22 protein-coding genes are annotated in these 19315 nt (G+C 40.1%); 4 read left to right on the forward strand and 18 right to left on the reverse strand.

Going from position 1 to position 19315, the window contains the following annotated elements:
• Window position 1 precedes the first annotated feature (1 nt).
• From MHH49_RS26835 to MHH49_RS26920, 18 genes are all read right to left on the reverse strand, one after another.
• Window positions 2–1390, reverse strand: a complete 1389-nt coding sequence (locus tag MHH49_RS26835; RefSeq protein ID WP_340890807.1) for a serine hydrolase domain-containing protein — start codon at window positions 1388–1390, stop codon at window positions 2–4.
• A 34-nt stretch (window positions 1391–1424) separates the two neighbouring features.
• Window positions 1425–2309, reverse strand: coding sequence for a GNAT family N-acetyltransferase (locus MHH49_RS26840; RefSeq protein WP_076099315.1), 885 nt, complete (start codon window positions 2307–2309; stop codon window positions 1425–1427).
• Between the two features lie 48 nt (window positions 2310–2357).
• On the reverse strand, window positions 2358–2594 hold the full coding sequence (locus MHH49_RS26845) for a DUF3977 family protein (protein WP_076141673.1): 237 nt from the start codon (window positions 2592–2594) through the stop codon (window positions 2358–2360).
• A 29-nt stretch (window positions 2595–2623) separates the two neighbouring features.
• Window positions 2624–3139: a GNAT family N-acetyltransferase gene (locus MHH49_RS26850; protein WP_036678147.1), complete on the reverse strand. Its 516-nt coding sequence runs from the start codon at window positions 3137–3139 to the stop codon at window positions 2624–2626.
• Window positions 3140–3289: 150 nt separating this feature from the next.
• On the reverse strand, window positions 3290–3946 hold the full coding sequence (locus tag MHH49_RS26855; RefSeq protein WP_038570785.1) for a CatB-related O-acetyltransferase: 657 nt from the start codon (window positions 3944–3946) through the stop codon (window positions 3290–3292).
• 183 nt (window positions 3947–4129) lie between these two features.
• Window positions 4130–4906 carry a DUF817 domain-containing protein gene (locus tag MHH49_RS26860; protein WP_036678152.1) on the reverse strand — a complete coding sequence of 259 codons (777 nt, stop codon included), beginning with the start codon at window positions 4904–4906 and terminating at the stop codon, window positions 4130–4132.
• A 2-nt stretch (window positions 4907–4908) separates the two neighbouring features.
• The gene (locus MHH49_RS26865) at window positions 4909–5124 is read right to left on the reverse strand and encodes a helix-turn-helix domain-containing protein (RefSeq protein ID WP_036678155.1); all 216 of its coding nucleotides are present in this window, start codon (window positions 5122–5124) and stop codon (window positions 4909–4911) included.
• A 10-nt stretch (window positions 5125–5134) separates the two neighbouring features.
• The gene (locus MHH49_RS26870) at window positions 5135–5617 is read right to left on the reverse strand and encodes a DUF2975 domain-containing protein (RefSeq protein ID WP_036678158.1); all 483 of its coding nucleotides are present in this window, start codon (window positions 5615–5617) and stop codon (window positions 5135–5137) included.
• A 208-nt stretch (window positions 5618–5825) separates the two neighbouring features.
• The gene (locus MHH49_RS26875; protein WP_036678162.1) at window positions 5826–7025 is read right to left on the reverse strand and encodes a hypothetical protein; all 1200 of its coding nucleotides are present in this window, start codon (window positions 7023–7025) and stop codon (window positions 5826–5828) included.
• A gap of 24 nt (window positions 7026–7049) precedes the next feature.
• Complete coding sequence (locus MHH49_RS26880; RefSeq protein ID WP_036678164.1) at window positions 7050–7895, reverse strand: hypothetical protein; 846 nt, start codon at window positions 7893–7895, stop codon at window positions 7050–7052.
• Window positions 7892–8578 (reverse strand): ATP-binding cassette domain-containing protein, encoded by a 687-nt coding sequence (locus tag MHH49_RS26885; protein ID WP_036678167.1) that lies wholly within the window; start codon window positions 8576–8578, stop codon window positions 7892–7894. The genes MHH49_RS26880 and MHH49_RS26885 overlap by 4 nt, the downstream gene beginning before the upstream one ends.
• Window positions 8575–8991: a GntR family transcriptional regulator gene (locus MHH49_RS26890; protein ID WP_036678170.1), complete on the reverse strand. Its 417-nt coding sequence runs from the start codon at window positions 8989–8991 to the stop codon at window positions 8575–8577. The genes MHH49_RS26885 and MHH49_RS26890 overlap by 4 nt, the downstream gene beginning before the upstream one ends.
• 139 nt (window positions 8992–9130) lie before the next feature.
• A complete protein-coding gene (locus MHH49_RS26895; RefSeq protein WP_036678172.1) occupies window positions 9131–10639 on the reverse strand; it encodes a malate:quinone oxidoreductase in 1509 nt (502 codons plus the stop codon).
• Window positions 10640–10854: 215 nt separating this feature from the next.
• Window positions 10855–11895 (reverse strand): hypothetical protein, encoded by a 1041-nt coding sequence (locus MHH49_RS26900; protein WP_038570772.1) that lies wholly within the window; start codon window positions 11893–11895, stop codon window positions 10855–10857.
• A gap of 233 nt (window positions 11896–12128) precedes the next feature.
• Entirely contained in the window at window positions 12129–13130 is a 1002-nt protein-coding gene (locus MHH49_RS26905; RefSeq protein WP_076105607.1) for a Gfo/Idh/MocA family protein, read from the reverse strand.
• A gap of 29 nt (window positions 13131–13159) precedes the next feature.
• A complete protein-coding gene (locus MHH49_RS26910) occupies window positions 13160–14248 on the reverse strand; it encodes a Gfo/Idh/MocA family protein (RefSeq protein ID WP_036678180.1) in 1089 nt (362 codons plus the stop codon).
• 30 nt (window positions 14249–14278) lie between these two features.
• A complete protein-coding gene (locus tag MHH49_RS26915) occupies window positions 14279–15040 on the reverse strand; it encodes a sugar phosphate isomerase/epimerase family protein (protein WP_038570765.1) in 762 nt (253 codons plus the stop codon).
• A 25-nt stretch (window positions 15041–15065) separates the two neighbouring features.
• On the reverse strand, window positions 15066–16229 hold the full coding sequence (locus MHH49_RS26920; protein ID WP_341138665.1) for a Gfo/Idh/MocA family protein: 1164 nt from the start codon (window positions 16227–16229) through the stop codon (window positions 15066–15068).
• 154 nt (window positions 16230–16383) lie between these two features.
• Here MHH49_RS26920 and MHH49_RS26925 point away from each other — a divergent pair, with 154 nt between their 5' ends.
• Genes MHH49_RS26925 through MHH49_RS26940 form a run of 4 tightly spaced genes read left to right on the forward strand, consistent with a single transcriptional unit; the run spans window position 16384 to window position 19314 of the window.
• Window positions 16384–17220: an AraC family transcriptional regulator gene (locus MHH49_RS26925; RefSeq protein WP_305953517.1), complete on the forward strand. Its 837-nt coding sequence runs from the start codon at window positions 16384–16386 to the stop codon at window positions 17218–17220.
• Window positions 17221–17246: 26 nt separating this feature from the next.
• Window positions 17247–17531, forward strand: coding sequence for a GNAT family N-acetyltransferase (locus MHH49_RS26930; RefSeq protein ID WP_076105606.1), 285 nt, complete (start codon window positions 17247–17249; stop codon window positions 17529–17531).
• 15 nt (window positions 17532–17546) lie between these two features.
• Entirely contained in the window at window positions 17547–18401 is an 855-nt protein-coding gene (locus MHH49_RS26935; protein WP_341042739.1) for an SDR family oxidoreductase, read from the forward strand.
• A gap of 22 nt (window positions 18402–18423) precedes the next feature.
• Window positions 18424–19314, forward strand: coding sequence for a LysR family transcriptional regulator (locus MHH49_RS26940; protein WP_076105604.1), 891 nt, complete (start codon window positions 18424–18426; stop codon window positions 19312–19314).
• Window position 19315 lies beyond the last annotated feature (1 nt).

The following is a 19315-nucleotide window of genomic DNA, read 5'->3' on the forward strand; positions in this document are numbered from 1 at the left end:
TTCATCCCTCCCAACCAATAACAGTTATGTCTTCTCTATCCTCCAAGGAAAGATTCCTATGCAAATGCAATTCAATTTTTTTACCGCTAAAACTCAAGGTGTAATCAACTACGTAAGGGGTTTCAATGTAATATACCGTGAGGATTAATTTAGAATCAGCATATTGCCAGCTTGCAGATGTACAAACTTCCTGCTCACTAAGGGATAAGTCTTTAATAAATAAACATTTTGCATAGGCAGGCTTTAAAAAATTGAAGTTAAATTCATCTAAATGATCGTCGTAAAGTAAAGAAAAACTAAGGTGATCTTCTTCAAACTTCAGTATTAATTCTTTAATTTTATGCTTATTATCTTCAAAGATATAAATTCCACTGTACGATCTATAATCTACTCTAACTATCCTGTCTACTAAGGAGATAAATGTAGGAGATTTAATAATGTTAGAAACATCCGTTGACCAATCATGGTTCAGTAAATTTGCATATATGATATCTAAAAAATCCTGTAACTTCTTCATCTCGGTAAAACTTGAAGTTGCAGCAATCACAATCTCTTGACTCGGATCAATGAAACACAATTGACCAAAAGCTCCATTCCCCATCTTACATCCATTCCTGCACATAAAGAACTGATAACCATATCCGTTTGACCAGTCAGCCTTATTTTGTCCCCAACGATTATCGCTTTGTTCATTTAGCGCCAGCTTTAAATAATCTTCAGAAACAATTCTACGGCTATTGTAAACCCCTTGATTGAGGAGCATCTGGCCAAATTTCGCAATTCCATCTGTTGGTATGCTTAGTCCCATTCCACCAGCAACAATTCCTAACGGGCAAGTCTCCCATTCCGGTCTTTCTATGTCCAATGGGGCAAATAATCTTGGCATTAGAAAATCAACAAGATTTTCTCCAGTCGTCTTTTCGATAATAGCCGAAACCATATAAGTGGCGTGTGTATTGTAATTGTAATAACTTCCCGGTTCATCTTCTACGTCCAAAGCTAAAAAGGCACGAACCCAATCATTTTGCTTGGCTATCGCACCATATATATTATTGTTATGCCCCGTATTCATGGAAAGAAGATGATGTATCGTCATCTTATCTAAATTAGGTGAAATTGAGCTAGGAAGCTGATCTGGGAAAAAAGAAACCACTTTATCCGTTAATTCAAAATAACCGTTATCCCATGCTATGCCTGCTGCAATAGATGTAAAGCTCTTACTCAGAGAAAATAAAATTTGGGGAACGTTTTTGCGATACGGTTGACGATAAAACTCGGTAATAACTTCTCCCTTTCGCAATAGCATAAAAGTATTAACCGGTAAATTAGATCGTTCAAGTTCTTCATAAAACTTAGACAGCGCTTGAGTCAAAATCTCTGGCTGATCCATATAAACCTCGCTTGTCATTATATTTTTGAGTTTTTTAATAATTCTCAGGTGGAGCGCTAAGTCTCGTGTCAGGTCTAAAATACTTGATATAGTTGTGGTATATTTCCGTTTCTTTAAACCCAAGGCTCTCATATAGGGCTTTCGCAAAATTCCCCTTCACTACTTCAAGTATGACCTTATCTTCACCTCTACTAATGATTTCATTAATAAGAAATTTCACAAAAGATCTTCCATAACCTCGTGATTGATGTTCTATCGAAATAGCAACCATACTTATTTTATTTCCTGCTATCTTGCCTACTGCTACTATCGTTTCATCAACTATCATTACAAACATATTATCTTTATTCTCCGCATACTGTTCCCGTTCCCATTCCACAGGTTTATAAAAAAACGAGGGATACATTCCTACACGTTGACGCATATGATAAAAAGCTAATTCGCAAACTCTGTCCCATTCAAAGTAATCCTTTTCCTCATAATTTCTAACCAGGATATTCTCTGAAGGAAAGGGAGCGCCTGTTCGTTCCATATTATAGATGGCAAAGTATACGCGATAATTATTTTTTTCCAAAACGCTGATTAATTGAGCATTGCTAGAAAGAACATTGAATACTGTATGCTCTACTGTTTCATTATGTATAAGCATGTTTTCATATTCTTCTATAAGCTTGGAGCCGACTTCCATTGTGTCATACTCATTATTAACAAACAGGATTGCTTGTGGTTTTCTTCCAAACCCGTTAAATGAAAGAAAGCCTATGGATGTATCATTCATAATGGCAACCACAATGTTCTCTCTGTTGCTTTCTTCATTTTGATAAAAACTCTTTAATAAATCCTTATTGTGAAGTAACATATGTTCAATTTGCGCCTTATCTCTTTGCGGACTATATTTTTGTATTAAAAATGAGTTCATCTTGCTCCTCCATTTGTTCATTTAGACGGCAACCTTGTCATACTTAACCTAAAGACTTGTTATACCAAAAATAATCTTCAACGTTTTACGACTCTTCTTACTTATTTTCAAGCCTTGTCTTAAGTCTAGAATGATTACGGTTTTGCCAATCCAAACTCTAAAATATAACGAGCGGAACTTTACCGGTTTCACTATGCCTTTTTCTTCATATTCCGTTCCATCCTCTAACTCCGTTTCAGTTCTAATAAGCCATGTATTGCCAAGACCAAATTCGATATACTTCAGAATCTATCTCCCCCGTACAAGAGCTGCTTTTATTGCTCAATAGTTTTTATTAGATAAAGGCAGAGATCATCGTCCACACAAACATGTGCCCCAGGCTCAACAGGCTTATTATCGTACATGATTCCCCGCCCATCAGGGATAAAACCACGCTTTATATACATCCGTTGTGCGGTTCCATAGTCAGCGTATAATCCAAATCCAATACCAATAGTATTAGATATAGTAAAAGCATCTTTTTCAAGAGCTTCAATTAATACACTTCCTACCCCACGTTTCCTAAATGGCGGGATGACGTCAAAGTTTTGAATTTCAGGTATATTATTCTCTGCAAAATAAGGATATTCCGACCTGTATACCACATGTCCCCATCCAACAAACTCATTTTCACAAAAAGCTAAAATTGTAACTCGCTTTTCATTTTGATTTTCTTGCCAACAACGCTGGACATAATCAAGAGGTTGGCTTACGTCATGCTCAGATAACCCCGTATGTATAATAGCAATATCGTTTTGTGTCATTCGACGGATTTGTAAAGGTAAGGCCATAATATAATTTCCTCCTAACTTATTAAATGAGTCCATTCCTATATTAACATACTAATTAGGATTAATCTGGTAAAAAACGATTATTGTTAAACTACCCTGTCAGATAAAAGAACAGGCTGCAGAATATACCGGCAGCCTGTTCTGATTTTGTTATTTTTTTATTTCTTTAAGGTAAAAGTCATATAATTGATCAATAGATGAGCTTGAAAAGATAGACGTGGCTTGTTCAATTTTCTCGCGTTTCCAATCGAACCAGCACATTTCCTTTAACTTTTCGATTTCTTGATCTGTAAACCGTTGCTTGATCACTTTAGCAGGATTGCCGCCCACTATCGTATACGGTGGGACATCCTTTACAACAACTGATCCTGCCGCAACAATAGCACCTTCGCCTATTTTCACACCGGGCATAATCATTGCATTCATCCCAATCCAGGCATCACTTGCAATGATTGTATCCCCTTTGGATTCGTAAGAGTTTGCAATCTGATCTACAAAAGGATACACGGTGATCCATTCAGGATGATGATTGTGATTCCCACCCATGAGAATAATTACACCACTAGCAATACAAACATAATTTCCTATAATCAATTTATCTAAATGCCAACCATAATCTTCACTGGGATTAAACAACTTTCTTGATTGTTCATCACCCCAAAGGTATCTAACACACCCATCTTCAAAATCAAGATTATCGTAATAACCAGAGTAGTAAGAGTACTCTCCTACCTCAATCATTGGGTTGGTGACAATATCCTTTAAATACTTAATTTCAGACCAGTGGCTGAACTGATGTTGTTTCATTTTCTTTCCCTCGCTTCTAAGTAATGTAATTCATTTATACTTAGAAGCTTGATGCAGTAGCGACATTCTTAAACCTTTTCAAACGACGAACCATCGTCCTCATCCTTTTCCTAATTGATGCCGTCATTGTAACAAACGATGATTTGTTCGTCAAATCAACCCTATTGTCCGAACTCAGCTCAATTATGAATTTATCTGATTACGGCTAGCCTTAACATGTTTAAGCTGGGCAACTATAATGACGCTAATGATCACTAGAAGGAACCACGAACTGATCTTACTGAAACTAACCAGTTGCCACGTTTGATATTGATCAGGATATTTCCATGCATTAAAAAATGTAGCGATATTTTCAGCTAACCAGATAAAAAATCCCACAATAAAAAAGGCCAGTATCAAGGGCATTCGATAGGTAACCGTCCGTACCCTATAAATGATCCATGTTTTCCAGAAGACAACAACCACAAGCGCTGTCAGCCACCAACGAAAATCAGGAATGAAATGATGTGTGAAAAAATTTAAATAGATGGCTCCTCCCAACAATCCCGCTGAAGCAAGCCCCGGCCAACCGGTCATATCCATTTTCAATCTTCGCCATATCTGGCACATAAAGCTTGCGACACTTGCATACATAAATCCACTATAGAGGGGTACACCAAACACCTTCGTAAACCCTGGCTCAGGGTATGCCCATGAACCCATCTTTACCTTATAGATTTCCAGCAATAAACCAATAACGTGGAACACACAGATTACTTTTATTTCATCCAGTGTCTCTAATCCAGTACGGTACATGAGGTACTGCACTGTAAGCAGTATTAGAAGAATGGCATCATAACGGTAAAGAAAAGGCATTTCTATTATGTTAGAAAGAGCTAAAGTCCCAAAAATCGCAATAGGAAATATGCAACTCATCGCCTGATGATATCCAAAATGCAGCAATTGTGTTATTGACTTCATTCTTAACTTTCCTCATCATTTTTGTATTCTAATAGATCTCCAGGCTGACATTCCAAAGCCTTACAAATTGCCTCTAACGTTGATAATCGCACCGCTTTTGCTTTTCCATTTTTCAATATAGAAAGGTTAGCCATTGTTATTCCAACTCTCTCCGAAAGCTCAGTAACACTCATTTTTCTTTTAGCCAGCATCACGTCGATATTAATTATAATCGCCATTGTTTTCACCTCAGACAGTTAAGTCATTTTCTGATTTTATATCAATAGCTTCTTTTAAAAGCTTTTGTAGAACTGCAGCAAAAACGGCAATCACCATGGAGGCAAAAATGATAATCAAACCGATGACTATAATCCCGGGGGCATCATCTTTCTCCGCCATGAGGTAAAAGAGTGGCATACCAACTACATATAAGCAACTGATGATGATTGCACAATATTTTATTTTCTTTAAAACCTGTACAGACATTTCCGAGAAAGCATTGTTCTTGTCAATATAGCCTAACAGTTTAAAAGCTTGATACAGTGCAAAGTAAAAAGGTATCGCCGAGGCATACAAATCAATGGCAAGGAGATATTTCAATAAACTATAATCCGGATACAGTTCTGCTGCGAAACTCGCTATCTCCGGCACCACAAATATGCACAAAGCAAGCACCGGGATACCTATAAGAATAACCGCTGCCCTTAAAAAAAGTGTTGATCCTCTTTCCATAAAAAACACACCTCACAGATTTATTGTGAATTGAATTTATCACATTATTTATCGTTTTACAATATATTTTAATCGAAATACAGTTATTATTGGCTGTTTTATAATTTTCGACTAAAAGGCCGAGCTAATTGACTATTAGAAGTCATTAGCTCGGCCTTGGTACCTTTTCATATCTCTTTATCTCTATTTTTCTATTCTACAAGTAATTCTAATACTGACCGAGATCGATAAAATTCAAATCCATGTTAGTTTCATCTTCAGCCTGATTTGCAGCCTCCGTTGATACTACTTTTCCTTCGTATTCAAGGTTACCGCTTGTCAAATTGAATACATATAGACGATTACCTTTGAAATTCTTATAACCCACAATATAGAGATAGTTTTGTTTAAAATCATAGGTAATGTTTTCACTTAAATCTATATTTGTATTCTTCAAAGTAGTCTCATATTCTTTACTCACGAGATCGTAAGAAATAACAGTAAATCCTATATTCTCCTTACCCGATACAGCTTTTTGCAGGAAATAAATTTTCTGTCCATACGCATTCATAATATTATTCAATAACATTTCATGCCCTTGGAACGCGAGCGGCGAGATTTGTCCTGTTGCAACATCTACTTGATATGCCTTTTTATGATTATCTTTACTAACCGTTAAAATCCATTGATCCGTGTGATCCAGATTTTGATTGGCTAACCTAACGAATTGATTATCCCCATTTGCTGCTTCAGATTTAGCTCCTGGTAACACGAGCGGCTCATTTGTAATCTCCTTTGTTGTTAGATTAACACGGATAATCTGCGGTTCAGATACATAACCTTTGGCGCTGTGATTCAAAAACACCATTGCAACAAGCTCTTGATCAACAAGCTGTACATTTTGTACATACATATCTGAAACATCATGATCTACATTGATATCGGATGTGATTTCCAGCGTATTGTTCTTCTGCTTGTTAAGCACAGAAATACTGAGCTTAGCATTTTTCTTCGCTGAAGGATCATTGGATTGCTGCTTATCTACGGTCCAATTCACGTAAGCAAGCATATCCTGATTTTCATAAAACCCAGCTAAGTTCTTCTTTCCACGCATGAACTGACGATGCTGATCCCTCCATTTATCCAATTGTGTGTTCACTGGTCTTCGGTTTAAGCTTTGGCTGATCGTTAACTTTTCATCTGGATAATCTGTACCATTTGTAGTGATATTAGCTCGTTTGATGCCAAAAACACTATCCTTAGTCAGATAATTTCCGTATAAAGCTATATCTTCAACGAGAGAAGCATCCCCTTGAACCATCGTCAGCTTATAATTAGGTGGTGTCTCTTGTGAAGCCTGTACATAATACGTCCCGATTGTAACAACCGCGAACACTACAAGAACGGCGGTAACCATATATTTTCTCATTCCTTAACCTCCATTCCCCTTCAATTATACCGATATTTTCTTACGCAATAGATACAAGCTGTACCAAAGCGAACCTCCAGCAATAATCACTATTAATCCGAGACAAGCACCTAAGATTTCTCCGGGATAGAAGTAGCTATCGTATCTGCTATAACCCATAAGATAGGGTATTGAGGCTAATCCAGCTAGAACCGCTAAGTATAATACGATAAAGCCGATCCCTTTCAGTCTGTAGCTCCGCTCCATTAGAATCGCTGTGAACAAGACGATCAAGCCCGTAATGCCCAGTCCATAATATAGAACAAACTCAGAAAAGTAGGGCGGAACCAGTACTCTAAGCACAGTAGGATACTTCAAATAATCAAATACCGAGATGTTCCGATATAGTTCAGCAGGAAGAATCGACTGTGCTATCAAACGCTCCAGTGGCACAAGCACAATTTGCAGGGCAACAAGTCCAAATGCGAATAGCAAGATCGTAACCAGCTTGGCAAAATACAAATTCGCCCGATTGGATGGCAAGGTGAGCAGGCGATATACTATCGTATTTTTACCTCTCCAGTCACGGTACCAGATGAAGCAGCTATATATTAGTAACACTGTTATGCTCAAGAATATGGGTCCGAAATATAGAAGTCCATTATAGCGAGCATACATCATACTGTTTAGCTGAATATATCCAGTCACATTGTGATATTGCTCAAGCGTCCATTGATTCACTCTCATTGCCTCATTCGCAGAATCCAGCCAATGATTAGCACCGATGGTGACTGCTGCAAGCTGCAAGGTAACTGTCAGCACCATGAGTCCAATATATATTTTGGCAAATCGGTTCATTTCAAAATTCAATAGCTTCACAAAAGCTCTCATTTCATGTACACCTCTCTCATTACGTCCGTAATGGACTTACCTTCCTGCTCGCGAACTTCTTCACAGTAGAATTCACGCTCTACCTTCCCGTGCTGTAGCAAGACCGCTTTATCAATTAAATGCTCAATATCGTTAATTTCATGAGTTGTAATAATCACACCACGGTCCTCGATCAATTCACTCGTGAACACATCAGTAATTTGCTCGCGGCTGAACATATCAATCCCCGAGAACGGTTCGTCCATTAGGATGTAATCACAATCCAAGGCTAGTCCCAGCAACAAATTTACCTTCGCAGCCATCCCCTTCGACAATGAGGATACGCGATCCGAAGAGCTCAGTTGGAAGAACTTAAGCAATTCCTTTGCACGTTCAGCGTTCCAATTCCGATAAAAGTCAGCCATAAAGATCAAGCAATCAGCAATTCGCATATTGGAGGGCATCGTTAAAGAATCTGGAATAAAAGTGATTTTCTCATACATCACAGGTGTTAGTGATACATTATCGATTAAGACTTCACCTTTGTATGGTGTCAGTCCCATGATGGACTTCAGCACCGTTGACTTCCCGGCACCATTGATTCCGATCAGGCAGGTAATCTCTCCTTTGGCAGCAGTGAAGCTAACGCCATTAAGTACCTTCTTGAATCCATAATTCTTCACCATCTGATTCACTTGGATCATCTTGTGTCACCATCCTCTGGAGATAACTTTCGCTCGGATGTATATTTTGTCTTTATGATATCTACCAGTTCTTCAACTGGAATTTGAATATTCTGAATGGAGCTGATGAATATATCCACTGCACTTTCGATTAATTCAGCTCGAATCGAGTTAAGTATTTGCTGATCCTGTGTAATTCGGCTCGGGGAATTCCCTTCTGTTACGATCAAACCCTGTTCCTCCATTTCCTTATATGCCTTCTGCGCCGTGTTCGCATTAATCTTCATTACTGATGCAAGTTCACGCCGTGAAGGAATTTTGTCTCCCGCTCCGATTTGCCCTGTGGCGATCTGTTCCTTGAAATGACGCACAACTTGAATATATACCGGCTCACGAATATTAAAGCTGACGCCTGATTTCTGTTCTTCTGTCATACAACCAACTCCATATACTAAGTGTGTGTACTAAGTGGTTCATACATCTTATTTATGTACTATACGTGTAATACACTTTTGTGTCAATAGTTCAGGTTTGAGCAGAAAAAAAAGCTGCCTTTCGGCAGCCCTCTTATTACTAAAACACCTTTTGATTAAAAACATGTTCTTTTCCACCTAAACCCAGTGCAGCTGCTGTTGTAGTGTGAATTTTCTGCAGAAGCACGGGATTATCCATTAGTGACAAGCCATAAGAAGGAATCATTTCTTTTATTTTGGGTTCCCATTCTTTTATATATTGAGGGAAACATTTGTTAAGCACTTCAAGCATCACGTGAACAGCCGTAGAAGCTCCAGGGGAAGCCCCTAACAGTGCTGCGACCGAACCATCAGCGGCACTAATAACCTCGGTACCAAATTGAAGTGTGCCTTTGCCAGCTTCTGTATCTTTGATAACTTGCACACGCTGACCAGCTACAACAAGATCCCAATCTTCAATTTTGGCATTGGGGATAAACTCTTTCAGTTCTTCCAGACGTTTTTCTTTCGATAACAGCACTTGTTCGATCAGGTATTTTGTTAATGACATGTTTTTAGCACCTGCCGACAGCATTGTTATGAGGTTATCCGGTTTCACAGAAGTTATTAAATCAAACATTGAGCCCGTTTTTAAGAATTTAGGTGAGAAGCCGGCAAATGGCCCAAATAACAGTGATTTTTTATTGTCGATAAATCTTGTGTCTAAGTGCGGTACGGACATTGGAGGGGCTCCAACTTTAGCTTTGCCGTATACTTTGGCATGATGCTGCGCAATAACTTCCGGATTATTACACACCATAAAAATACCGCTTACTGGGAATCCTCCAATATGTTTTCCTTCAGGAATACCGGATTTCTGCAGTAAGTGCAGGCTTCCTCCCCCGCCACCAATAAATACAAATTTCGCTGTATGTTGTTCAATGTTACCGCTGGCATTTCTGATTTTTAGATCCCATGAGCCAGCACTGTTACGCTTCATACTATTGACACTATGCTTGTAGTGGAGATCGACGTTTTTACTCTTTAAATGCTCAAATAAGATACGCGTTAAAGCACCAAAGTTAACATCCGTTCCAGAGTCAATTTTTGTAGCCGCAATGGATTCGTTCGCTGGACGATTTTGTATAATAAGCGGAATCCATTCCATCAGTTTTTTAAAGTCAGCAGAAAATTCCATACCTTGGAATAATGGATTTTTTGAGAGCGCTTCAAATCTTTTCTTTAAAAAAGCTATATCCTTCTCCCCTTGCACCAAACTCATATGAGGTAACGGCATAATAAAGTCCTGGGGATTATGTATCAGCTTACGATTTACAAGATAAGACCAAAACTGCATCGAAAGCTGAAACTGTTCATTAATCTGAATAGCTTTGCTAATATCTATAGATCCGTCTGGCTTTTCAACAGTATAATTAAGCTCACAGAGCGCCGCATGCCCGGTTCCTGCATTATTCCATTCATTAGAGCTTTCTTCCCCTGCTTTTTCAAGCTTTTCAAATACTTTAATTTTCCATTCCGGTACTAATTCCTTCAAAAGTGTTCCTAAAGTCGCACTCATGATTCCGGCACCAATTAAAATGACGTCTGTATCAGTTGCACTTTTGCCCATTATTACCATCCTTATCCCCTGAATTTTGCAGAAAGGATGTGGGCGCTCCTTCTTAGGCGTCACACCTTTTCTGTATCAATTATAACCTTATCATGGTGTATTACAATTATTTATAAATTTAATATCTACTATTATATGAAAAAAATAAAATATTTAAAAGCTTGTAAAAAAGATAGAAATAAGTCCTCAAGATTTATGGAATAAAAAAAGCTGTATCATCCCCTGTTCTCATTGTAGACAATTCCGTTTTGATATCCCAACCCTACTATTGTTTTTTGAATTTCCTGATCTACTTTTCTTTTAAAAGTTGCAAACTCTAATGTAGTTAAGCCAATTGGAAGCTCTTGTTCTATAAATGAATCAAAATCGATCGCAGTTTTGAAAATACGAAGCTTGTGCAGAAAAGGTAATTGCTCCATTCCCGTCAAATGAGCCAATGTTTTACAATTCATAATCGTTAGCTCTTCCAATGCCTTCATCTGCTGATCAAAGTTAATCTCACGTAGCTGGATTTGATCTTCAATCACAAGCTTTTTTAACGCACGAAAAACCGAAATATTACTCAGATCATGAAAGCCACGGACTCTACAAATTTCCAGGCTCTCGATCTCATTCTCTTCGATGTCCTGAATATGTTCTCTGCCTCCAAGTAAAATGCGAAGTTCTTTCAATTTCTTTAGCCGATTAATAAAATGTAAGGGTTTGTTGCTGATGGAGTGCAGCGCGAGATAGGTAAGATCCTCCAGATCTCCAATAGCATCAAGGTTTTTAACCTTTCCTATTACATGCAACTGTTCTAGACGAGAGAATTCTTTTAGGTATTCCAGATTAAGCGTCTTTTTCTCCGAACTAATATTTAAAATGCTTAAAGACCGCAACGTATCTATACTCAGAATCTCCGAATTCTCAAGCTCATAAATACCCACGCTCAGACTATACAGGTTATTCAGCTTAGCCAATACGTTCGTGTTATGTGCCTGGCGAAGACAATTCAGCAGCAGCATTTTAACATTTGGAATCTGCAGGAGTGTCTCACAATCAAAGGATACAGAATAATGGCCATAAAAACGCACTCCAAAATTTTCATCAAAACGCGCGCAAAGCTCATTTACTTCATCCAGAATCGAGCCATAGGTCGATGGATCAGAGAACTGAACAATCACTTGGTTGCCGCTGTACAAGTCTTGCTGAATCTGAACTGGATCTAGTGAAATAGGATCATTGATCAGAATCCTTCGTTTCCATGTAACACTCATTCCTAACCCCTCCTACCTGCCGTTAATCATCATTTTATATTTATTGTAAATCTACGAATTACTTACCCATGAACATAATTACATAAATCACCCCCATGGACAAGCTAAAAAGGTAGGTTATAGATTATTTAGAGTTCCGTTGATGAGGATTGAGAATAAGTGATTCACATTAAAAATACAATAAGCTGTATCATTCGTAGAGTAATCTACTTTTGATACAGCTTATTTATTATTTATTCAGCCTTTTGCGATGAACTATAAATCCCCGCCACCAACTCCAGCGCTTTTATCCCTTCAGCACCATCCAACCAAAACTTTTGACCCCTGGCGACATGCTCATAGAAGTCCTCAATCAGTCTCTTATGCCCGGTACCCCAATAGGATTTACCTTCCGTAGCACTAAATCTAGGCTCACACAGCAAGGTTTCCTTTCCATCCTTCCAAAGATATAAATGATCTCTGCGGAGGTTGATAGTCCCTTCTTCAAAGACTAGCTCCAGCTCCACTGGAGAATTCTCCAGATAGGTATTTGTACCATAAAAAAGCCCTCTGACATTACTAGTGAAATCGATGGAGGCATGGGCGGTATCCTCTACCTCTATGACCCCATTTAGCACATCCGTGGTTATACTCCCTTTCACCGATGCAACCTCTCCACCAAACCACTGAAGTAAATCTAGTGTATGGATAGTTTGGTTAATTAGCAGGCCTCCACCTTCCGTAGACCAGCGTCCTCTCCAGTCACTATCGCTATAATAACTTTCGCTGCGGTGCCAGGTCACGATTCCTTTCATGCAGTGCAGCTTCCCATATATTCCTGAATCAATGACCTGCTTAATATATATGGAGGCATCATTATAACGGTTCTGAAACACCACACCAAGCTGACCTGTGCTTTGCTGTGCGGCTTCAAGTATTCGTCTGGCTGAAGGAAGATCTGCCGCCATAGGCTTTTCGGTAAGGACATGTTTTCCTGCTTGTAACAACTCCGTAGCCATTTCTGCATGTAAATAATGAGGCGTACAGAGATGTACAACATGAATACGGTCATCCTTTAAAATTTCTCTATAATCATTAGTAGCTTGGCAGTCATATTCTTTAGCCGCATGTAATGCTTTGTCAGCATCAATATCTGCAACTGCAAGTAGGCTCACACCATCGATGCCTGTTAATGTTTTTGCATGTAGAGGGAAAATGGCTCCGCATCCAATAATGGCTGCTCCAAGTTCTTTCATCTATATTACCCCCGTTCATCATTCAATCGTTATCTGAGTATTGCCGGGGTTAGATTGATCGCTTGTTCTTGAGCCTTCAGACATAGCTCGGCAGCTTTGAACACATGGCTCTGTGTCATCGCCAGCTCTGTCCGATTCAGACAGTCAAGGATTAGCTCACCAAAGAAAGGAAAACCAACCTTCCCAGCTACATGCTCATAATGTTCCCCTTCCCCATTGACCCAGTACACATGATCCGGTGTATTTGAACGACCCATATCAGTATATTTACGCAGTTCAATATATCCTTCAGTACCCATAATCATCGTGCGCCCGTCTCCCCATGTGCCCAGCCCATCAGGCGTAAACCAATCCACGCGAAAATATTGTGTTGCCCCATTGTCACCTACAAGAGTAGCATCACCAAAATCCTCTAATTCGGGATAAGTCGGATGGTTGTAATTGGCCACTTTACTATGAATAACCGAAGCATCCTGACAATCTGCATAATACAAAAATTGTTCTATTTGATGACTGCCTATGTCACACAAAATCCCACCATATTTCTCCCTTTGGAAAAACCATTCCGGCCGGTTAGGAGCATTTAGACGATGTGGCCCTAATCCAATGACTTGCAGGACACGGCCGATAGCTCCTTGCTGAATCAGCCGCCCAGCATAGATAGCGCTTTCAACGTGAAGGCGTTCACTGTAGTAGACCATATATTTCTTATTAGTTGCTGCTGCCACTGCTCTAGCGGATTCAAGCTGTTCCAGGGTTGTAAAGGGTGCTTTATCCGTAAAATAGTCCTTCCCGTGAGCCATTACTCGATTGCCTAAAGGTCCGCGTTCAGATGGAATTGCTGCCGCTGCTATTAATCGCACTTCGGGATCTTCCAGAACTTCTTCCACAGATCCAGCAGCTTTGACACCGGGATATTTACTAATAAAATTTCTGACCTTTTCCTCATCCGGATCATATACCCATTTCAGCTCTGCCCCTGCTTCAACCAGTCCGTTACACATCCCGTAAATATGACCGTGATCTAGGGCAATAGCGGCAATGATGAATTCACCCGGCTTCACTACTGGTTTGGATTCATATGTTGGTGCATAGGTCATCCCATTTTTCCGATTCATAAAACCCCTCCTAATCAGTATTACTCCATTCTATAACGTATTAAGAAGATAACGCAGACTGATCTCCAAGCTTTCAAAAGGATCACGACGGCAAACATCCTGCTCCACTACGAACCATTCAACACCTGTTTCGCGACAAACATTGATAATTTCTTTATAGTTCATATTCCCTTCACCGATTTCAGCAAAGATCTGTTTTCTATTAACGATCGCCATATCTTTTAAATGAACTACCTGCATTCTGCCTGCAACTTTGCGTATCCATTCAGCCGGACTCCCTCCGCCTGCTTGAACCCAATATAAATCCAGCTCAAAACCAACGGCAGGATCAGACTCGGTGAGCAGAATTTCCATGCCAGTCATTCCATCAAAGCGTTCAAATTCAAAATCGTGATTATGATAAACAAATTGCAGATCATGTTGATCTTTTAAAGTAACTGCAATGTCCGACATCAGCTTTGCGAATTCACGGTAACCTTCTTGTCCCGTACGGAATATTTCCGGTAAACTTCCTAGTCCAATATTTTTGCAGTTCCACAGCTTATGTTCAGCGGCTAAAGCATCCAAATCGTTCGTTAGGCGATCCCATGACACATGGGTTGCACATATTGCCAGACCTGATTCATCCGCATACTCTTTTACGAGTTTCGGATCGATCGGCCCGATGGCTGAAATCTGAATAGCTTCATAACCCATAGCAGATACCTTTTGAAAAGTGGATCTTAAATCCTCCGCAGTTTTAGTAAAATCACGTAATGTGTACATTTGAGCAGCAATGGTTGAACGATTCATAGGATCTTTCCTCTCTGATTAGAATTTAATGAGTTCCCTTAACATCAAAGGTTTGGGCGACTGTGGTTTCTTTGTTGAAGTTAGAATTCTCTACCTTTTCCATGAGCTTCTCATAAAATAAATCTTCATCAATCGGTAACTCCACCCAATCGTCGGTCCAAGCCGATAAATACATTCCATTAGATAACGTTAGACCGTGAATACCTTCCTCACCCGGAGCTAACAATTTCTCATCGAGTAGAATGGCATTCGTAAAGTTCCGCAAAATTCCTTTATGCTGTTCACCGCCACCTTCTTCTACAGGAATCTCACATTTCCAACACTCTGGGCTGCCGAATCCTCCCGTAAACTCTGCATTGAATTGCGGCTCCGGCGTGCGTAGACGCCAAAAGGTTAGCTTCCCGTCTTCCACTACGATTTTTCCTTGATCGCCAGTAATTTCGAAACGGTTAGTTCCCGGTGCTTCACCTGTTGTGGTGATAAAAAGCCCTGTCGCACCATTTTCATATTCCACATAAGCGGTTACATCATCTTCAACCTCAATATTGCGGTATTTACCAAAATGACAAAACGCTCTGATCCGCTTAGGCATCATACCTGTCGTCCACTGCCATAAATCTAGTTGATGAGGATCTTGATTCAGCAGCACCCCACCACCTTCGCCTGCCCATGTAGCCCGCCAACCACCGGAATTATAGTAACTTTGTGATCTGTACCAGTTGGTGATGATCCAATTTGTGCGGCGGATTTCGCCTAGTTCACCAGACTTTATGAGATCCCTAAGCTTTTGATATAAAGGATTCGTCCGCTGGTTATACATGATTCCGAATTTGCGATCAGACTTTGCTGCAGCTTCGTTCATCTGCTTAACAGCTTTGGTATAGACCCCAGCCGGTTTCTCTACCAATACATGATAACCATATTGAAAAGCCTCGATAGCTAAAGTTGGATGATCATAATGTGGAGTACAGATTAATACTGCATCTATGAGATGAGACTCATATAACTCTTGGGGTGTTGCAAATTTCTGTACACTTTCCGGTAAATGCTCTTCTGCCCATTTCAAACGTTCTTCCCTTACATCACATACAGCTGCAAGCTCAGCATCTTTAATATGATTCAACAGACTTTGTGCATGTGCACTCCCCATATTCCCAATTCCAATAATGCCATACCGTACTTTATTCAATCAGATCACTTCCCTATTTGAGGTTATGTTATGAGAATATACTTAATTAATAGACATGAACATGATCGAAACTAAGCATTATTTGCATAATAATAAGATGATTTAGTTAAATAAATTCGTTATAATAAGGATAATCAAGTCATAGAGGAGCTAGATGATGAATAATCCAGGTAACCTTACCGGCAGATTCCTCCAGAATCTTACCGTAAAAGTGACCCATGCCCAACTTAGAAGCGGATATAGCGGGTGGAATCGTACGCTGGAAACCCCAACATTTAATCGGCTGTATTTTATTGACCGCGGTGAGGGAAAAGTTATCATTAACGGTGTTACTTATTATCCGAGAGCAGGTCAGCTAATGATCATGCCCGCAGGAAGCACTCAAACTACAGAAACGTCAATGAATGATCCCTATACACGCTATTTCTGCCATTTTGATGCTGATATTGGGGAGTGGCCCTTATTCCATTCGGCAAACAAACTGTTTATCTGTGATGCGCCCGACCCAGATTCCGTACGGGTTATTTTCACAGAAATGATCGAACAGTTTCAAAAAGATGATGTATTGTCCATTCTGCGTACTCAGGCGAACGTCCTCAATCTAATTGCTACTTGCCTTGAATCGAACGAGAATATCAAAACAGACTTTATGCAAGAATTTATACATACGGGGGATCAAGGAAAGCTCGCCTATGTTCTTCAATATATTGATGAGCGGCTGGATAAACCCATAGAAATAGAAGAGTTAGCAGAAATTGTCCACTTACATCCGAACTATTTCATCCCCTACTTCAAGAAATTTATAGGGGTTCCCCCCATGCATTATGTACAATTGAAAAGAATGGAGCATGCTAAAAGACAGCTTTCTTATAGCAATTTCAGCATTTCAGATATCGCGGAGCAAGTAAGTATGGAATTAGCCCATTTCTCTAAATATTTCAAAAAGACAATAGGAATCTCCCCTTCTGCCTATCGTAACAGCACTAAGTAAATTTATTAGGGAATGTCCGGATCTATGTGTTGGAACAATTAGGAGAACGACTACAAGAAATCGGAACCCATAGAGATCATGCTGTATATGTAGCTGAATCAGATCACCGATTGGTAGGATGGATACATGCGACCGTTCGAATTTTGCTTGAATCTCCTTCATTTGTTGAAATCGGAGGTCTTGTTGTTGATCAGACTTGCCGCGGAGAAGGAATTGGCAGACAGCTTGTAGAAACCTGTGAACGATGGGCAATCCAAACAGGGATTAGTTCGTACTTGATAAGGAACTTTAATCACACTCAGGACTTTTAGGGAGGCTCAATGGTTATGCTAGAATTAACTTTGCATCCAACATTAGAAGGAAAAATCGCTGTGATTACCGGAGGAGCCGGTGTATTATGCCGGGTTATGGCGCTAGAGTTAGGTCGACAAGGAGCTAAAGTCGCGATTCTAAATCGTACCGCAGCTAAGGGAGATTTGGTTGCCGCTGAAATTACTGCCGCAGGCGGTCAAGCAATTTCACTCTCCTGTGATGTTACAGATCAACAGAGTGTTATGAAAGCCGCAGAAGCTGTTAAGAATCACTGGGGTCCTTGCGATCTATTAATTAACGGTGCTGGCGGAAATGATTCCTCAGCAAATACGACCCAAGAGATTTTCAAAAATGATGACATGGAGAACCCGGACATATTAACTTTTTTTGACCTTAGTGTAGATGGATTTCGCAACGTGATGGACCTTAATCTGATTGGAACATTGATCCCAACCCAAGTTTTTGCCAAGCAGATGCTCGGCAGAACGGGCACATCTGTAATTAATATTTCATCCATGAGCGCACCTTCTCCAATGACCAAAGTACCTGCCTACAGCGCTGCCAAAGCAGGAATTAATAATCTCACCCAGTGGCTCTCCGTTCATTTCGCTGAGTCTGGTATACGTGTGAATGCCATTGCCCCTGGCTTTTTCCTTACTAAACAAAATGAGAAGCTGTTGGTTCGTGAAGATGGCGAGCTTACAGACCGTTCCCAAAAAATCATCTCTCATACTCCAATGCGCCGCTTTGGACAGCCGGAGGATCTGCTTGGCACACTACTCTGGTTAGCAGATGAAGCAATGTCCAGCTTTGTGACCGGAGTTACCGTCCCCGTTGACGGTGGATTCTTGGCTTATTCGGGAGTATAGACTAATCTAATGAGGGATTAAAATGATTGTAGATCCATTACGCGTATTCGTTACTGTAGCTGAACTGAGTCATTTTTCCAAAGCAGGAGAAGCGCTGAATTTATCTCAACCCGGTGTCAGTCTGCATATCCGGAATCTTGAGAATGATCTCGGTGCTAAACTCCTGCATCGTTCTTCTAAACAGGTTAGATTAACAGAAGCCGGTAGTATTCTTTATAAACACGCCAAACAAATATTGGCTCATTTCGATGAAGCAAGTCAGGAAATCCATATGCTTCAGGACGAAGTCACTGGGAGTATACATATCGGCGCTAGTTTTACTATTGGTGAATATATTTTGCCGGCAAGACTTGCTGATTTTGCCAATCAATATCCGCAGGTCAAGCTGCAAGTGACGATAGGCAATACTGAGGAGATTATTGGAGGCGTTAAATCCAACGAACTGGACATAGGGTTTATTGAAGGCGAGGTCCATGAGAATGATCTCAACGTCACTCCTTATATGAAAGACGAGATGATTATGGTCGCCCCTGCTACCCACCCTCTGTCAAAAGCGATTTCTGTGGAGCAGAGCATGTTGCAGGATCAGGTTTGGGTGCTTCGCGAGCATGGCTCGGGCACACGAGCTTTCAGCGATCATTTCCTACAGGAGGAAGATATTTCTGTTAAAAGATCCTATGTCTTCAACAGCTCTCAAGGTGTTAAAGAAGCTGTGGCCTCCGGTCTCGGAATCGCCATGCTCTCCAGATGGATTGTACGGAAGGAACTGGAAAGTGGTGAGATCAAGGAGCTGCCAATCAGGCAACATCATCTGGAAAGGCAATTCTCGATCATCCGACATCAAGAATGTTCTTCTTCCTTAGCTACCGATGTCTTTATAAAAAAGCTACTTGTCTTTAGAAAAGACAAGTAGC

Origin of the sequence: Paenibacillus sp. FSL F4-0122, from assembly GCF_038002845.1 — a bacterium.
GTDB classification, from domain to species: Bacteria; Bacillota; Bacilli; order Paenibacillales; family Paenibacillaceae; genus Paenibacillus_AQ; species Paenibacillus_AQ odorifer.

Bases quoted from the DNA above. Each gene is read 5' to 3' on its own strand.
- MHH49_RS26875 (WP_036678162.1), bottom strand. From the start codon at position 7,025: ATGAGAAAATATATGGTTACCGCCGTTCTTGTAGTGTTCGCGGTTGTT.
- MHH49_RS26860 (WP_036678152.1), bottom strand. From the start codon at position 4,906: ATGAAGTCAATAACACAATTGCTGCATTTTGGATATCATCAGGCGATG.
- MHH49_RS26915 (WP_038570765.1), bottom strand. From the start codon at position 15,040: ATGAATCGTTCAACCATTGCTGCTCAAATGTACACATTACGTGATTTT.
- MHH49_RS26880 (WP_036678164.1), bottom strand. From the start codon at position 7,895: ATGAGAGCTTTTGTGAAGCTATTGAATTTTGAAATGAACCGATTTGCC.
- MHH49_RS26865 (WP_036678155.1), bottom strand. From the start codon at position 5,124: ATGGCGATTATAATTAATATCGACGTGATGCTGGCTAAAAGAAAAATG.
- MHH49_RS26885 (WP_036678167.1), bottom strand. From the start codon at position 8,578: ATGATCCAAGTGAATCAGATGGTGAAGAATTATGGATTCAAGAAGGTA.
- MHH49_RS26890 (WP_036678170.1), bottom strand. From the start codon at position 8,991: ATGACAGAAGAACAGAAATCAGGCGTCAGCTTTAATATTCGTGAGCCG.
- MHH49_RS26840 (WP_076099315.1), bottom strand. From the start codon at position 2,309: ATGAACTCATTTTTAATACAAAAATATAGTCCGCAAAGAGATAAGGCG.
- MHH49_RS26935 (WP_341042739.1), top strand. From the start codon at position 17,547: ATGCTAGAATTAACTTTGCATCCAACATTAGAAGGAAAAATCGCTGTG.
- MHH49_RS26910 (WP_036678180.1), bottom strand. From the start codon at position 14,248: ATGAATCGGAAAAATGGGATGACCTATGCACCAACATATGAATCCAAA.
- MHH49_RS26900 (WP_038570772.1), bottom strand. From the start codon at position 11,895: ATGAGTGTTACATGGAAACGAAGGATTCTGATCAATGATCCTATTTCA.
- MHH49_RS26835 (WP_340890807.1), bottom strand. From the start codon at position 1,390: ATGGATCAGCCAGAGATTTTGACTCAAGCGCTGTCTAAGTTTTATGAA.
- MHH49_RS26925 (WP_305953517.1), top strand. From the start codon at position 16,384: ATGATGAATAATCCAGGTAACCTTACCGGCAGATTCCTCCAGAATCTT.
- MHH49_RS26895 (WP_036678172.1), bottom strand. From the start codon at position 10,639: ATGGGCAAAAGTGCAACTGATACAGACGTCATTTTAATTGGTGCCGGA.
- MHH49_RS26905 (WP_076105607.1), bottom strand. From the start codon at position 13,130: ATGAAAGAACTTGGAGCAGCCATTATTGGATGCGGAGCCATTTTCCCT.
- MHH49_RS26855 (WP_038570785.1), bottom strand. From the start codon at position 3,946: ATGAAACAACATCAGTTCAGCCACTGGTCTGAAATTAAGTATTTAAAG.
- MHH49_RS26870 (WP_036678158.1), bottom strand. From the start codon at position 5,617: ATGGAAAGAGGATCAACACTTTTTTTAAGGGCAGCGGTTATTCTTATA.
- MHH49_RS26940 (WP_076105604.1), top strand. From the start codon at position 18,424: ATGATTGTAGATCCATTACGCGTATTCGTTACTGTAGCTGAACTGAGT.
- MHH49_RS26850 (WP_036678147.1), bottom strand. From the start codon at position 3,139: ATGGCCTTACCTTTACAAATCCGTCGAATGACACAAAACGATATTGCT.